This is a genomic window from Pseudomonas putida, from assembly GCA_041879295.1.
GTDB classification, from domain to species: Bacteria; Pseudomonadota; Gammaproteobacteria; order Pseudomonadales; family Pseudomonadaceae; genus Aquipseudomonas; species Aquipseudomonas putida_Y.
Map to the genome: position 1 here is coordinate 5520728 of CP047152.1, position 14412 is coordinate 5535139.

The window sequence follows — 14412 nt, forward strand, 5'->3', positions numbered from 1 at the left end:
TCGTCAGTCGCGCGTCAACAGACGCGGTGCTAGCTCTTTCAGGGCGCGTCGGTACACCTCGCGCTTGAATGTCACAACCTGGCCCAGCGGATACCAATAGCTCACCCAGCGCCAGCCGTCGAATTCCGGCTTGCCGGTCAGGTCCATTCGCACCCGTTGTTCATTGCTGACCAGGCGCAGCAGGAACCATTTCTGCTTCTGGCCGATGCACAGCGGCTGGCTGTGAGTACGTACCAACCGCTGTGGTAAACGATAACGCAACCAGCCACGGGTGCAGGCAAGAATTTCTACATCATCGCGTTCAAGGCCAACTTCTTCGTTCAGCTCGCGGTACAGGGCATCTTCCGGCGTCTCGTCAGGGTTGATACCACCCTGGGGGAATTGCCAGGCATCCTGGTTGATCCGTCGAGCCCATAGCACCTGCCCGGCATCATTCGTGAGAATGATCCCGACATTGGGGCGAAAACCATCCGGGTCGATCACGGCAGCAACCTCGCAAACGCATGTCAACGCATTGTTCCACAAAGCTTGCGAGCGCAGCAACGCGCCCGCCAAGCTTATGTGCAGCTGCGTGAAAACTCCGTATTCTGCGGGCCTACCCTGTGGCTGATGCGAGTGACCGCGATGCGCCTGGCTTTATTCGACCTGGACAATACCCTCCTCGGTGGCGACAGCGACCATGCCTGGGGTGACTATCTTTGCGAGCGCGGCATTCTCGACCCGGTCGCCTACAAGCAACGCAACGACAGCTTCTACCAGGACTACCTCAATGGCACCCTGGACCTGCAGGCCTACCTGGCCTTTTCCATGGAAATCCTGGCGGCAACACCCAGGGCCAAGCTCGACGAATGGCACCGCGATTTCATGTGCGACTGCATCGAGCCCATCATCCTGCCCAGGGCCCTGGCCTTGCTGCAGCAGCACCGCGAGGCGGGCGACCAACTGGTGATCATCACCGCTACCAACCGCTTCGTTACCGCACCGATCGCCCGGCGCCTGGGGGTGCGGGTGTTGCTGGCAACCGAATGCGAGGTGCGCGACGGCCGCTATACCGGGCGTAGTACCGATATACCGTGTTTTCGTGAAGGCAAAGTGACGCGGCTGGAGCGCTGGATGCTGGAGAACGGCTTTGATCTCGAGGACAGCTACTTCTATAGCGACTCGATGAATGACCTGCCGTTGTTGCAGCGGGTGACACATGCAGTGGCAGTGGACCCGGCCCCGGACCTGCGGGTCGAGGCGGATAAGCGCGGGTGGCCGGTGATCTCGCTGCGGGATTGAGGTTTCGCGTGCCGGCCTTTTCGCGGGCACGCCCGCTCCCACAGGAATCACCACAGGCCTTGAGGGCTGCGCTGTACCTGTAGGAGCGGGTTCACCCGCGAAGAGGCCGGCACAAACAGCACAAGGCTGTCAGACCGGCTTGGCCCCCATCAGCCCGGCAATGGACAGGAAGCAAACCCCACTGAATACAGCCAGCGCCAGAGTAAACCGCAACCCCACCACCTCGGCCTTGCGCAGCCGGTTCAGCCCCACCAGCAGCCACCACACGGCAAACGCGCCGAATGTATAGATGACACTGGATGCCAACACCCAGGTCTGCCCCAGTGGCCAGCCCACCAGGTGTACCAGCCACCAGCCGGTGAACGGCATGCTCACCAGGCACAGGCCCATCACCAGCCAGACGAACACCAACGGCCGGCGCAGCAGCTTGGCGTAGGCTTCGGCATCGCCCTGGCGGCGGGCGCGCCAGGTCCAGATCGCCAGGCCCAGGGCGCCCAGAAACAGCAGCGCGGTGGCAACGATGTGCAAGGTCTTGAGCGTGGTCAGGTGTTCCATGTCTCGGTCGTCCTTAAACTGGCATTTTGCGGTAGCTTCTTCGCGGGCTTACCCGCTCCTGCCAAGGTATCTCAGGCCTTGAGGCCTGCGCAGTACCTGTGGGAGCGGGCAAGCCCGCGAAAGGGCCATCAGCCCTAGCTTAGCCGCTCAGCCCAGGAACAGTTTGTAGGCCGGGTTTTCGGTCTCGTCCCAGTACGGGTAACCGATCTTGGCCAGCGCTGCCGGCACCAGGTGACGTTCGTCCTCCGGCACCTGCAGCCCAGCCACCACGCGCCCGTCAGCCGCGCCATGGTTGCGGTAGTGGAACATCGAGATGTTCCAGCGCCCGCCCAGCTTGTTGAGGAAGTTGAACAGCGCCCCTGGCCGTTCGGGGAATTCGAAGCGCAGCACCATTTCGTCACTGGCACCGGCCGAGTGGCCGCCGACCATATGACGAATATGCAGCTTGGCCAGTTCGTTGTCGGTCAGATCGGTAACCGGGAAACCCTGTTCGGTCAGTTGCTGCACCAGCGCCGCGCGGGGGTCGTTTTCCGGGTGGGTCTGCACCCCAACGAAGATATGCGCTTCGTCAGAGGTGTGCTTGCGGTAGTTGAACTCGGTGATCTGACGCTTGCCGATAGCCTCGCAGAAGGCCTTGAAGCTACCCGGGCGCTCAGGGATGGTCACGGCGATGATCGCCTCGCGCTTCTCACCCAGCTCGGCACGCTCGGCCACATGGCGCAGGCGATCGAAGTTAACGTTGGCACCGGAGTCGATGGCCACCAGGGTCTGGCCGCTGACGCCGTAAAGCTCGACGTACTTCTTGATGCCCGCCACACCCAGCGCGCCGGCAGGCTCGGTGATCGAGCGGGTATCGTCGTAGATATCCTTGATTGCCGCGCATATTTCATCGGTACTGACGGTAACGACTTCGTCCACATGGTGGCGGCAGATATCGAAGGTGTGCTGGCCAATCTGCGCCACCGCCACGCCGTCGGCGAATAGCCCAACCTGCGGCAACACCACGCGCTCACCGGCGGCCATGGCTGCCTGCAGGCAGTTGGAATCGTCCGGCTCGACGCCGATTACCTTGATTTCCGGGCGCAGGTACTTCACATAGGCGGCAATGCCGGCGATCAGGCCGCCACCGCCCACCGGGACGAAGATCGCGTCTAGCTGGCCAGGGTGCTGGCGCAGGATTTCCATGGCGACGGTGCCCTGCCCGGCGATGGTGTGCGGATCGTCGTAAGGGTGAACGTAGACGAAGCCCTTTTCATCGACCAGTTTCAGCGAATAGGCCAGCGCCTCAGGGAACGAGTCGCCATGCAACACAACCTTGCCACCGCGCGAGCGCACGCCTTCGACCTTGATTTCCGGGGTGGTCTTGGGCATCACGATGGTGGCCTTGATGCCCATTTCGCGCGCGGCCAGGGCCAGGCCTTGGGCGTGGTTGCCGGCAGAGGCGGTCACCACGCCACGGGCCAGTTCTTCCGGGCTCAGCTGGGCCAGCTTGTTATACGCGCCGCGGATCTTGAACGAGAACACTGGCTGCAGGTCTTCGCGCTTGAGCAAAATCTGGTTGCCCAGGCGCTTGCTCAGCTGCCCGGCGCTCTGCAACGGGGTTTCGACGGCAACGTCATAGACGCGCGAGGTGAGGATCTTCTTGACGTACTGTTCGAGCATCGGGAAAGCATCACTGGGCCGCGGGACGAGGGCTGGGAGTCTACCCTAGCGCTACGTCGGGCGACCACAGCAAAGCCGTGCGAGCCGTTATACTAGGTGACTTTGAAACCGCCCTGCCCCTTCCGGAGCCCGCATGACCCAGGACCAACTCAAACAGGCCGTCGCCCAGGCCGCTGTCGACTTCATTCTGCCCAAGCTGGATGAAAAGAGCGTCGTAGGCGTCGGTACCGGTTCGACCGCCAACTTCTTCATCGATGCCCTGGCTCAGCACAAGACCGCTTTCGACGGTGCAGTCGCCAGCTCCGAAGCCACTGCCCAGCGCCTGAAAGGCCATGGCATCCCGGTCTACGAACTGAACAGCGTCAGCGAGCTTGAGTTCTACGTGGACGGCGCCGATGAGAGCGACGCACACCTGCACCTGATCAAGGGCGGCGGCGCAGCCCTTACCCGCGAAAAGATCGTCGCAGCCGTGGCCAAGACCTTCATCTGCATCGCCGACGGCAGCAAGCTGGTGCCGGTACTGGGGGCCTTCCCCCTGCCGGTCGAAGTGATCCCCATGGCCCGCAGCCACGTGGCACGTCAGCTGGTGAAGTTGGGTGGCGACCCGGTGTACCGTGAAGGCGTGGTCACCGACAACGGCAACGTGATCCTGGATGTGTACAACCTGCAGATCACCAACCCGGTGGAGCTGGAAGCGCAGATCAACGCCATCGTCGGCGTGGTGACCAACGGTCTGTTCGCGGCGCGACCAGCGGATCTGCTGTTGCTGGGCACCGCTGAGGGCGTGAAGAGCCTGAAGGCCGAGTAACGTTCTTCGCGGGCAAGCCCGCTCCCACAGGTACCCCACAAGCCTGGAACCGTGGCGATCCCTGTAGGAGCGGGTTTACCCGCGAATAGGCCCTGACAGGCGATTAGTCAGCCGGCTGCTTGAACACATAGAACAGGTTCGGCTCACTGACCAGGTAAATGGTCCCCGCTTCATCCATCGCAATGCCCTCCGCCTGCGGCACCGTCGCCTGCAACCCCTGGAAGCCCTTGCGCAACGACAAGGTACTCAGCGGCTGGCCTTGTACATCCAGCTCCAGCACCAGCCGCGACTCGTCCGACAGCGCCAGCAGATGCCCACTGCGCTCATCGAACTGCAAACTCGAAAGGTCCCTCACAAATAGCCGTGAATCGCGCTTGCGGTCCTGCACCACATGCACGGCGTAGGGCTTTTCCGGGTTGTCATGCGGGAAGCCATGCACCTCATAGATCAGCATCGGGTCACGCTCCTTCGCCACGAACAGGCGCTTGCCCGCCGAGTCGTAGGCCAGGCCCTCGAAGCCCTTGTTGCCATTGAGACCAATGCCCAAGGTCAGTTGCTCGGCATCACCGGCATCGAGAAACAGCGTGTCGTCGTCCAGCCGTACGCGAATCAGCCGTTGCTGACGCTCGTCGGTAATGACATAGCTGTTTGGCCCAACGTACTCCACCGCCTCCGGGTCGCCGAAGCCAGTCAGCGGCACACGTCGCAGGATACGGCCGTCCAGCGACAGCTCGATCAGCTCCGAACGGGCATTGGTGACCGTGAAGAGGGTCTTGCGGTCGGGGTCGTAGGTCAGCGCCGAAACGTCATCATCCAGCCCTTCGACCGGTTGCGCCTCCACCACCACCCGGTAGCGGTCCAGGCCAATGCTGTGCTCCACAGGCTGCCACCAGGTCTTCAGATTGAACCAGCCACGCTCGAACAGGCGAAACTCCTGCCCGGCCCAGCCAAGCAGGAGCAGACCAAGGGCAGCCAGAACAAGGAGCAGGCGAACAACACGTTGCATAAGGACAGACTCGACACCAGGGTGGCGAATCTAATCATGTATGGCTGAAGCAAAGCTTAATGCCAGCGTCAGGCAAATCTGATGATGTTGTCAGTTCTTCTTGAAACGATAGAAAAGCGCCGGCTCGCTGACCATGTAAAGGTTGCCCTTGTCGTCCATGGCCACCCCTTCAGCCCGCGGAATGGTGTCTTCAAGCCCGTTGAAGCCGCCCAGCAGCGTCATGAAGCTGACTTGCTGGCCCTGCTCGTCCAGCTCCAGCAGCATGTTGGAGTCGGCCGAAAGCACCAGCAAGTGGCCAGTACGCGGGTCGACACCCAGCGCAGACAGGTTGCGCAAGTCGAGTTCATCGCTCGGCAACGACTGTTTGTCACCCTGGAGCGGGCTGCGGCCATCGGTACTCCAGGTGTACAGCTTGGGCGGGCGCTCCTCGCCAATGATCAGGCGCTGGCGCAGCGGGTCCCAGGCGACGGCCTCAAAGCCCTTGTTGCTTTTGACCGACGGGCCCAGGTCGTAGCTCGGGAAGTCGTCGTGATTCAGTGCCGTGGTCTGCGCGTCCACCTTGACCACGGTCAGATCGTGCAGGCGCTCGTCAGTGATGGCCAGGTTGCCGTCTTCCAGCACCGCGACACCTTCGGGGTTGTTCCAGCCGTTGAGCGGGATCTTGCGCAGTACATCGCCCTCCAGGCTCAGCTCGACCAGGATCGGGTTCTTGCCCATGACCGCAAACAGGGTGCGGGTTTGCGGGTTGAAGGCCACATCCGAGGCTTCATCATCGTCCATGCCCGGCAGCGGTTTGGCGTCGATGTCCACCTGGTAATCCGGCAACCAAACGCTCTCGCTACGCTCGGCGGTGCTTTCGAAGCTTTCTTTTACCCACAGTGCACCGCGGTCATCCCAGTGCATGGCCACCGCCACGCCATAGCCGATCACCGCCGCCACGGCCAGGCCGAAGGGCCAGCGCAGGTAGAAGCGACGCTTGGGGGTTACCGGGGCGCTGGAGGAGGATGGCATGCAGTGATCCTGGGAAAATGGGCGTAGGTGCGCGCATTATCCAGATTGGGTGTGAAAAATCGGTAAACAGTGCCGGCCCATTCGCGGGCATGCCCGCTCCCAAGGTGCTGCAATCCCTGTAGGAGCGGGTTTACCCGCGAAGAAGGCGACGCGTTCCCTGTAGGAGCGGGTTTACCCGCGAAGAACGCGACGCGTTCCCTGTAGGAGCGGGTTTACCCGCGAAGAACGCGACGCGTTCCCTGTAGGAGCGGGTTTACCCGCGAAAAAGGCGACGCGGTTTCGAGTTAAAGCACCCGGCTTTCGAAGCGGCTCACACCCGGCAGTTCCAGCACCAGCTCGTCACCGACATTGAACGGCCCAACACCCGCCGGGGTACCGGTGAGGATTACATCCCCCGCTTGTAGTGAGAAATGCGCTGCCATGTACTGAATCATCGGCACGATCGGGTTAAGCATCATCGCGCTGTTACCCTCCTGGCGCACTTCGCCATTCACGGTCAGGCGCACCGGGATGTCTGTCACGTCCTCGAAGCTGGCGGCCGAGACGAACGGTGGCAGCACGCAAGCGCCGTCAAAGCACTTGGCCAGCTCCCAAGGCAGGCCCTTTTCCTTCAGCTTGGCCTGCACGTCGCGCAGGGTCAGGTCCAGCGCCGGCGCGTAACCGGAAATGGCGTCCAGCACCTCTTCCTCGCTCGGATGGGTCGACAGCGGCTTGCCCAGCAATACGGCGATTTCAACCTCATAGTGCACCGACCCACGCTCGGCCGGGATCTTGAAGCCACCTTCGGCCGGCACCACGCAGCTGCCTGGCTTGATGAACAGCAGCGGCTCGGTGGGGATCGGGTTGTCCAGTTCCTTGGCATGCTCGGCATAGTTACGGCCGATGCACACCACCTTGCCCAGGGGGAAGTGAATGCGCGTGCCGTCTACGTACTGGTGCTGGTAACTCATGGCCGACTCCTTCTGGATACTGCTTTTTATTCAGGTGCGAAGATCTTACCCGGATTCATGATGCCGTTAGGGTCGAACACGGCCTTTATTGCCTTCATGCAGGCGATTTCTTCGGGGGAGCGGCTGTAGCCCAGGTAGTCACGCTTGGTCATGCCTACGCCATGCTCCGCAGAAATCGACCCGTTGTAACGCTCGACAATCTCGAACACCCACTTGTTGACCTTGGCACACGAAGCGAAGAAGTCGTCCTTGCTCATATGTTCAGGCTTGAGGATGTTCAGGTGCAGGTTGCCGTCACCAATATGGCCGTACCACACCACCTCATAGTCCGGATAATGTTCTGAGACGATGGCGTCGATATCGCGCAGGAACGCAGGCACTTTCGAGACAGTGACAGAAATGTCGTTCTTGTACGGTGTCCAGTGCGAGATGGTTTCCGACAGGTACTCGCGCAGCTTCCACAGGTTTTTCAGCTGGGTTTCGCTCTGGCTCATCACCCCATCCAGCACCCAACCCTGCTCGACGCAATGCTCGAAGGTAGCCAATGCTTCGTTGGCAACGTCTTCAGTGCTGGCCTCGAACTCCAGCAGCGCATAGAACGGGCAATCAGTCGCGAACGGCGCAGGTACATCGCCGCGCGCAAGGATCTTGGCCAGCCCCTTGTCGGAGAAAAACTCGAAAGCGGTCAGGTCCAGCTTGCCCTGGAAAGCGTGCAGCACCGGCATGATCGAGTCGAAGTCCGGTGTGCCCAGCACCATGGCGGTGAGATTGCGCGGTGCGCGGTCCAGGCGCATGGTGGCCTCGACCACGAAGCCCAGCGTACCCTCGGCACCAATGAACAGCTGCCGCAGGTCGTAACCGGTGGCGTTCTTGATCAGGTCCCTGTTCAGTTCCAGCAACTCGCCCTTGCCGGTGACCACTTTCAGCCCGGCCACCCAGTTGCGGGTCATGCCGTAGCGGATCACCTTGATTCCGCCGGCATTGGTGCCGATATTGCCGCCAATCTGGCTGGAGCCGCTGGAAGCGAAGTCCACCGGGTAATACAGGCCTTGCTCTTCGGCGAAGGTTTGCAACTGGCGGGTGATGACCCCTGGCTGGCAAACCACAGTGCGGTCGAAGGCATTGAAGCCAAGGATCTGGTTCATGTAGTCGAAGGCGACCACAACCTCGCCATTGGCTGCCACCGCACCAGCAGAAAGCCCGGTACGCCCGCCAGAGGGCACCAGCGCCACCTGGTGCGCATTGGCCCAGTGCACAATGGCTTGCACCTGTTCTACCGTTTTGGGAAAGACGATGGCGCTGGGCGCGGGCGGGTAATGCTTGGTCCAGTCCTTGCCATACGCTTCGAGGGAAACCGGGTCAGTCAGGACCTTGCCCGGGTCGACAAGGGTCATCAGTTCTTCAATAACAGCGGGGCGGGTCATCGCTGGAACTCTCGACTTATTCATGGTCACCCTGAGCACTCTTCAACTGTCGGGATAAGCTCAGATTGTGTCGCGTATGCTAGCATAGCCCTCCCGCTGTTCATGCTAAGGCTGCCCTCGCGCCTGGCATCACCCCTCGCCATTTTATCTCCGGGATACAGGTTTACGCAGATGAGCAAGACTTCTCTCGACAAGAGCAAGATCCGGTTCCTTCTTCTTGAAGGTGTGCACCAGAACGCGGTCGATACCCTCAAGGCCGCCGGCTACACCAACATCGAATACCTCACTGGTTCGTTGCCGGAAGCCGAGCTGAAGGAAAAGATCGCCGATGCCCACTTCATCGGCATCCGTTCGCGCACCCAGCTCACCGAAGAGATCTTCGACTGCGCCAAGAAACTGGTCGCTGTCGGCTGCTTCTGCATCGGTACCAACCAGGTTGACCTGGAAGCTGCCCGCGAGCGCGGTATCGCCGTGTTCAACGCGCCATACTCCAACACCCGCTCGGTCGCCGAGCTGGTTCTGGCCGAAGCCATCCTGCTGCTGCGCGGCATCCCTGAGAAAAACGCCTCCTGCCACCGTGGCGGCTGGATCAAGAGCGCTGCCAACTCGTTCGAAATCCGCGGCAAGAAACTGGGCATCGTCGGCTACGGCTCGATTGGTACCCAGCTTTCGGTACTGGCTGAGAACATGGGCATGCAGGTGTACTTCTTCGACCCGCTGACCAAGCTGCCACTGGGCAACGCCGTGCAGGTCACCAGCCTGAACGAGCTGCTGGGCCTGGCCGACATCGTCTCGCTGCACGTGCCTGAGTTGCCATCCACCCAGTGGATGATCGGCGAGAAGGAAATCCGCTCGATGAAGAAGGGTGCGATCCTGATCAACGCCGCCCGTGGAACCGTTGTCGAACTGGACCACCTGGCCGCGGCCATCAAGGACAAGCACCTGATCGGCGCCGCCATCGACGTGTTCCCGGTCGAGCCACGCTCCAACGACGAAGAGTTCGAGAGCCCGCTGCGCGGCCTCGACAACGTGATCCTGACGCCGCACATTGGTGGTTCCACCGCCGAAGCCCAGGCCAACATCGGCCTGGAAGTGGCAGAGAAACTGGTCAAGTACAGCGACAACGGTACTTCGGTGTCTTCGGTCAACTTCCCGGAAGTGGCCCTGCCAGCGCATCCAGGCAAACACCGTCTGCTGCACATTCACGAAAACATCCCCGGCGTGCTCAGCGAGATCAACAAGGTCTTCGCCGAGAACGGTATCAACATCTCCGGTCAGTTCCTGCAGACCAACGAGAAAGTCGGTTACGTGGTAATCGACGTTGACGCCGAATACTCGGACCTTGCGCAAGAGAAACTGCAACAGGTCAAGGGCACCATCCGTTCCCGCGTCCTGTTCTAAGTCTCGGTGCAGCATGAAAAAGGGAGGCCCTGAAGGCCTCCCTTTTTTATTTCACTTCAACCGTGATCTTCTTCGACTCGACGCTAGGCTTGAACGGCACATGATACTGGTCACCCAGAATCAGTTGCAGGGTGTGCTTGCCCGGGGTCAGGGTAATGCTGGTTTCGGTCTGTGCCTTGCCAAAGTGCAGCACTTGCGGCCCCGCCGGCAGTGCGACGCCGGCCTCTGGCATCAGGCTGGTTGGCAGTGGCATGTCAGCCACCGGCTCTTTGTCGACATCCACCAGCAAATGGTGGTGCCCGGTGTGCGGAGTTTGGTCACCCGCAGGCTTGAGGCCCATACCCTCGATACCGAACTTGACGGTGAAGGTCTTGTCGACCGTGGCACCATCGGCGGGGGAAACGATGAAGACCTTTGCCTCCTTGGGCGGCTCCTGGCTCTTCAGGGCGTCTGCGGCACTGGCGAACACCGACGCTCCCATCAGCAGACCGGCAACGGCAGCACGCGAAAATAGGCTGTTCATTCACTTCTCCTGTGATTCACTTATTGACCGCAGCCTGTAATCCAAAAGCGGCGGTAGTTCACCTTAGTTGAAATAATCGCCAAGGTGTTCACATTGCCTGACAGAAATATTTCCGTCAGGGTTAAACAATGCCAAGGCTTGAAGGTCATAGGCTGCGCTCGATCACGGCGAGGAAGAAAGCCGTGGCGATCGTTTTCAATCTGCTAAAAGAAAAGGGGCATACATGCGTTCGACCATAGGGGTACTGCTGGCAGTACTGATCAGTCCATTGGCTCAGGCGGAGCTGATCGACGAAATCGCCGACCGGGGCGAACTGCGCATTGCCGTACAGGCCGACAACTCGCCGTACGCTTTTAAACAAGATGACCACCTGACAGGTTTCGACATCGAATTTGGCCAGGCCCTGGCCAAGGAACTGGACTTGCGCGCCGAGTTCGTCGAAGCTCCAGCTGCCGAAGTGCTGGCGGGTGTCGAGAGTGGCAAGTACGACATCGCACTCACCCCGTCGAGTGAGTCGCTCACAGGCGGCGGCCCACTCGATGTGAGCCGGCCGATTGGCGAGAAGAAACTGGTGATCCCGTTCCAGAAGGACAACCCAGCTTTTGAAAGCGCCGTAAACAATGCGTTGCAGCGCTTGAAAGACAGTGGCCGGACTGCCGAACTTGAGCAGAAGTGGTTCAAGGGTGTGCAGGAGACTGCAGCCGGGCAGTAAGGTCTTCTTTGCAACCTGTACCGGTCTCTTCGCGGGTAAGCCCGCCTTGGGTACAGTGCGATCCCTGTAGGAGCGGGTTCACCCGCGAAAGGGCCAGCACAGGTTCAAACAGATATATCACCCAAAGCACGCTGCGCCTGGTCCAGTTCCAGCTCGCTGAACACCTGCACCCCCGCCCGCCGCAGCAACGCCGTGGTTACCCCTTCTCCGGCCACCTTCACACCACTGAAGGTGCCATCATAGGTCAACCGGTTGCCACACGAAGGACTGCCAGACTTCAGCACCGCTACGCGAATGCCATGCCGGTTCACCAGTTCCAGCGCCAACTGCGCACCGGCCAGAAACTCGGCACTGACATCTTCCCCCGTCACCGTCAGCACCTGCGTGTTGCCATCCAGCACTGCGCTGCCCTGCCCTCCCGGTATCTCCGCTGGCGGCCGCGGTGTCGGCAAGCCGCCGGCTACCTCTGGGCACAACGGCACCACGCGCCCTTCGGCCTGCCACTGCTGCAACAAATCGGGATGACCGCTTGCCCGGCCGTCATAGCGTACTGGCTGCCCCAACAGGCAGGCGCTCACCAGCACCTTGGGCATATCAGAACGGGTCATTGCCACGCCGCCTGAACCAGCCGGTCAACGACAGCCGCTCGCGCCCGGCCGGCAATACTTCGTGAGGCACTTCGCCCGACAGGAATACCACCAGGCAAGCGGCCACTGGCTCGACATCGTGCTCGACACCGTTGGCCAGGAACATGCGCAACTGGCCACCGTCATGCGGCTGCCAGCCTTCATTGAGGTAAAGCACCGCCGAGACCATGCGCCGGTCATCGTCGCGGAAGCGGTCCAGGTGCCGGCGATAGAACGCCCCCGGTGGGTACAGGGCAAAGTGGCATTCGAAGTCTTCCAGGCCCAGGAACAGGCCTTGGTTGATCGCCAGGCGCAGCTGGTCCATGGCCGCCAGGTACTGGTCGCAGGCCTCGGCCTGCCCCGGGTCGATCCACTGGATCTGGTCACCGCGAATGGCTTCGCGCACCTCCTGGGTAGCACCGCGCCCAACCCCTGCGGGGTTGAGTTCGCCTTCGGCATCACGGCGCCGGCACTCGGCTGCCAGCGCGCGTACCAGGTCGGCAGGCAGAAAGTGCGCCTGCTGGGACCAGCCATGGGTGGCCAGATCGTCGACGACGGCCGCAAGCATCGGGTATTCAGGGGAGATGTGCATGGCGCGCATCATATCCATTCGCCCTGTCGCCGCACAGCGCCACTTGGCCGAGAAACACGCGGATATCTCGACAAACCGGCGCCGGGCCAAGGACAATAGGCCCCTGCCGACAGGAGTCCTGAATGCGCCGTCTGTTTTCCCTGATTCTGCTGATGATCTGTACCATGCCTGTCTGGGCAGACAACCTGGATCAACTGTACAAGGCTGCCGGCTGGCCCGACCAGCGCGCCCACTTCAACGATGCCCTGACCGCCGCCCAGGAGCGCTACCGCAACAGTTTGCCTCCTGCCGTGTACCAGGCGCTGGTCAACAACAGCAACCAGCGCTTCCAGGCCCAGGCAGTGGACCGTCGCGCCCAGGCCAAGCTGCGTGCCACCCTGGCCAACCCGGCACCGGCCCTGGCCTTCTTCCAGTCGCCGTTGGGGCGCAAAGTGGTGGCGGCCGAGCTCAAGGCCACACGCAAGGACGAACTGGCCAAGAACGCCAAAGGCCTGCCCAAGATCCAGGCAAGCGACGATCGTCTGCTGGTCATCGGCCACTTGGCCCAAGCCCTGCCTGCGCGTGAAGCAGGCGCTGAAGTCAGCCTTGCCATCGCCGGTGTCGCAGCCGACAGCCTCAGCTCGATGATCCCCGGCCTGTTCGGCGGCGGCCAGGCCCAGAGCCTGCTGGATGGCCAGCGCCAGCGGCTGATGGGGCAAATTGGCGAAGACCTGAACAACACCCTGCTGTACGTCTACCGCGACCTGTCCGATGCCGAGCTGGAAGCGTTCGCCACCTTTGCCGAGTCGCCCGAGGGCAAGGCTTACTACCAGGCGGCCCTGGCCGCTGTGCGCGCCGGCCTGGCGGTTGGCCAGAGCGCCAACGACCTCAAGTGATCAGCCCAGGCGCTGGTTGATGAAGTCGAAGTAGCGCTGACGGATGCCCGGCAACTCGTTGGCCAGGTGGTGACGGGCCTCAGGCAGCATCAGTATCTGCGGCTCGGCAAACTTGGCCTTGAGCACTTCGAGGTTATGGGGCCAGTCCACCGTACCATCCGCCTCCCCCTGCACGATCAATGGCCGCCGCGCACTGCGCGGCGCAGCCTCGATGCGTTTGACCCAGGCGATCAGTGCGCCTACCCAGGCCGTTGGCAGGCGACGCGGTTGCAGCGGGTCGGCCTCCAGGAACGGCAGGAAGGCCGGGTCGTTGGTGTTCTCACTGAAGCGCCGTTCGATGCCATTGACGAAGTGGCGCAGCACGCAATAACTGAACTTCGACCAGCGCCATGAACATGGCCGCACCAGCGGGGCCAGCAGGATGATCTGGCCATCGACGGGGCTGCGCGCGCCCTGGTGCAGCAGATGGTCCACGGCAATCGCCCCTCCCGTACTCTGCCCACAAAGGTGCCACGGGTGCGGCAGTTGCAGCGTGTGCGCCTGTTCGAACAAGGCCTCCAGCACTTGCTGGTACACCGCGAAGTCATTGATGCTGGCCCGCTCGCCGCTGGACAGGCCGTGGCCGGGCAGGTCACAGCTGATCACGGCGAAACCCTGCTTGAGTGCCCACTCGATCACATGTCGGTACAGGCCCATGTGGTCGTAATAGCCGTGCAGCAGGAACAGCGTCGCGCTTGGCTGCTCGGGTAGCCAGGCCTGCCCGACCAGGTCGAACCCCGCCGCCTGGAAGCCGCCCAGCCAGCTGTGTGCCGGCAGGTCCAGGCCATAGAAGCGCTGGTAGTCCTGCGCTTGTGCCGACAGCGGCTGGCGAGCAGTCAACGGCGCCAGGCTGGAGCGCAGGCGGTCAGGGTGAAAGGCAGGGGGCATCGGGGTACATCCACATCGAGCAAGTATTGATCTGGAATCTTCAGCTCTGGCCGGCGCCA

At 61.7% G+C, this 14412-nt stretch carries 16 protein-coding genes; 5 read left to right on the forward strand and 11 right to left on the reverse strand.

The features are described from left to right. Window positions 1-3: 3 nt before the first annotated feature. Window positions 4-483: an RNA pyrophosphohydrolase gene (locus tag GST84_25105; protein XGB15449.1), complete on the reverse strand. Its 480-nt coding sequence runs from the start codon at window positions 481-483 to the stop codon at window positions 4-6. Window positions 484-624: 141 nt separating this feature from the next. Between GST84_25105 and GST84_25110 the strand changes: the two genes are divergently transcribed. Beyond that, window positions 625-1281, forward strand: coding sequence for an HAD-IB family hydrolase (locus GST84_25110; protein XGB15450.1), 657 nt, complete (start codon window positions 625-627; stop codon window positions 1279-1281). A gap of 129 nt (window positions 1282-1410) precedes the next feature. Here GST84_25110 and GST84_25115 read toward each other — a convergent pair whose 3' ends face one another. After that, a complete protein-coding gene (locus GST84_25115; protein ID XGB15451.1) occupies window positions 1411-1836 on the reverse strand; it encodes a DUF2269 family protein in 426 nt (141 codons plus the stop codon). Between the two features lie 147 nt (window positions 1837-1983). Beyond that, a complete protein-coding gene (ilvA, locus tag GST84_25120; GenBank protein ID XGB15452.1) occupies window positions 1984-3498 on the reverse strand; it encodes a threonine ammonia-lyase, biosynthetic in 1515 nt (504 codons plus the stop codon). 133 nt (window positions 3499-3631) lie between these two features. Here ilvA and rpiA point away from each other — a divergent pair, with 133 nt between their 5' ends. Next, on the forward strand, window positions 3632-4306 hold the full coding sequence (rpiA, locus tag GST84_25125; GenBank protein XGB15453.1) for a ribose-5-phosphate isomerase RpiA: 675 nt from the start codon (window positions 3632-3634) through the stop codon (window positions 4304-4306). A gap of 103 nt (window positions 4307-4409) precedes the next feature. Here rpiA and GST84_25130 read toward each other — a convergent pair whose 3' ends face one another. The 4 genes from GST84_25130 to GST84_25145 form a co-directional block, all read right to left on the reverse strand. Continuing rightward, a complete protein-coding gene (locus GST84_25130) occupies window positions 4410-5312 on the reverse strand; it encodes a DNA-binding protein (protein ID XGB15454.1) in 903 nt (300 codons plus the stop codon). Between the two features lie 90 nt (window positions 5313-5402). Continuing rightward, a complete protein-coding gene (locus GST84_25135) occupies window positions 5403-6323 on the reverse strand; it encodes a DNA-binding protein (protein XGB15455.1) in 921 nt (306 codons plus the stop codon). Between the two features lie 284 nt (window positions 6324-6607). Next, entirely contained in the window at window positions 6608-7273 is a 666-nt protein-coding gene (locus GST84_25140) for a fumarylacetoacetate hydrolase family protein (protein ID XGB15456.1), read from the reverse strand. A 26-nt stretch (window positions 7274-7299) separates the two neighbouring features. Then, complete coding sequence (locus GST84_25145; GenBank protein ID XGB15457.1) at window positions 7300-8697, reverse strand: FAD-binding protein; 1398 nt, start codon at window positions 8695-8697, stop codon at window positions 7300-7302. A gap of 171 nt (window positions 8698-8868) precedes the next feature. Here GST84_25145 and serA point away from each other — a divergent pair, with 171 nt between their 5' ends. Beyond that, window positions 8869-10098, forward strand: a complete 1230-nt coding sequence (gene serA / locus GST84_25150; protein ID XGB15458.1) for a phosphoglycerate dehydrogenase — start codon at window positions 8869-8871, stop codon at window positions 10096-10098. A 46-nt stretch (window positions 10099-10144) separates the two neighbouring features. Here serA and GST84_25155 read toward each other — a convergent pair whose 3' ends face one another. Further along, on the reverse strand, window positions 10145-10621 hold the full coding sequence (locus tag GST84_25155; protein XGB15459.1) for a DUF4399 domain-containing protein: 477 nt from the start codon (window positions 10619-10621) through the stop codon (window positions 10145-10147). A gap of 223 nt (window positions 10622-10844) precedes the next feature. On the opposite strand from GST84_25155, the gene GST84_25160 reads away from it, so the two are divergent. Then, complete coding sequence (locus GST84_25160; GenBank protein ID XGB15460.1) at window positions 10845-11333, forward strand: transporter substrate-binding domain-containing protein; 489 nt, start codon at window positions 10845-10847, stop codon at window positions 11331-11333. A gap of 104 nt (window positions 11334-11437) precedes the next feature. Here GST84_25160 and GST84_25165 read toward each other — a convergent pair whose 3' ends face one another. Further along, entirely contained in the window at window positions 11438-11941 is a 504-nt protein-coding gene (locus GST84_25165; protein ID XGB15461.1) for a DUF523 domain-containing protein, read from the reverse strand. Next, entirely contained in the window at window positions 11928-12560 is a 633-nt protein-coding gene (locus GST84_25170; protein ID XGB15838.1) for a 2OG-Fe(II) oxygenase, read from the reverse strand. The genes GST84_25165 and GST84_25170 overlap by 14 nt, the downstream gene beginning before the upstream one ends. Before the next feature lie 113 nt (window positions 12561-12673). On the opposite strand from GST84_25170, the gene GST84_25175 reads away from it, so the two are divergent. After that, window positions 12674-13426, forward strand: a complete 753-nt coding sequence (locus GST84_25175; protein XGB15462.1) for a DUF2059 domain-containing protein — start codon at window positions 12674-12676, stop codon at window positions 13424-13426. Here the strand turns inward: GST84_25175 and GST84_25180 are convergent, their stop codons facing one another. Beyond that, window positions 13427-14353, reverse strand: a complete 927-nt coding sequence (locus GST84_25180) for an alpha/beta fold hydrolase (GenBank protein ID XGB15463.1) — start codon at window positions 14351-14353, stop codon at window positions 13427-13429. Window positions 14354-14412: the final 59 nt, after the last annotated feature.

Coding starts and splice junctions, on each gene's coding strand:
- GST84_25110 (XGB15450.1), top strand. CDS start 625: ATGCGCCTGGCTTTATTCGACCTGGACAATACCCTCCTCGGTGGCGAC.
- GST84_25115 (XGB15451.1), bottom strand. CDS start 1,836: ATGGAACACCTGACCACGCTCAAGACCTTGCACATCGTTGCCACCGCG.
- ilvA (XGB15452.1), bottom strand. CDS start 3,498: ATGCTCGAACAGTACGTCAAGAAGATCCTCACCTCGCGCGTCTATGAC.
- rpiA (XGB15453.1), top strand. CDS start 3,632: ATGACCCAGGACCAACTCAAACAGGCCGTCGCCCAGGCCGCTGTCGAC.
- GST84_25130 (XGB15454.1), bottom strand. CDS start 5,312: ATGCAACGTGTTGTTCGCCTGCTCCTTGTTCTGGCTGCCCTTGGTCTG.
- GST84_25135 (XGB15455.1), bottom strand. CDS start 6,323: ATGCCATCCTCCTCCAGCGCCCCGGTAACCCCCAAGCGTCGCTTCTAC.
- GST84_25140 (XGB15456.1), bottom strand. CDS start 7,273: ATGAGTTACCAGCACCAGTACGTAGACGGCACGCGCATTCACTTCCCC.
- GST84_25145 (XGB15457.1), bottom strand. CDS start 8,697: ATGACCCGCCCCGCTGTTATTGAAGAACTGATGACCCTTGTCGACCCG.
- serA (XGB15458.1), top strand. CDS start 8,869: ATGAGCAAGACTTCTCTCGACAAGAGCAAGATCCGGTTCCTTCTTCTT.
- GST84_25155 (XGB15459.1), bottom strand. CDS start 10,621: ATGAACAGCCTATTTTCGCGTGCTGCCGTTGCCGGTCTGCTGATGGGA.
- GST84_25160 (XGB15460.1), top strand. CDS start 10,845: ATGCGTTCGACCATAGGGGTACTGCTGGCAGTACTGATCAGTCCATTG.
- GST84_25165 (XGB15461.1), bottom strand. CDS start 11,941: ATGACCCGTTCTGATATGCCCAAGGTGCTGGTGAGCGCCTGCCTGTTG.
- GST84_25170 (XGB15838.1), bottom strand. CDS start 12,560: ATGCGCGCCATGCACATCTCCCCTGAATACCCGATGCTTGCGGCCGTC.
- GST84_25175 (XGB15462.1), top strand. CDS start 12,674: ATGCGCCGTCTGTTTTCCCTGATTCTGCTGATGATCTGTACCATGCCT.
- GST84_25180 (XGB15463.1), bottom strand. CDS start 14,353: ATGCCCCCTGCCTTTCACCCTGACCGCCTGCGCTCCAGCCTGGCGCCG.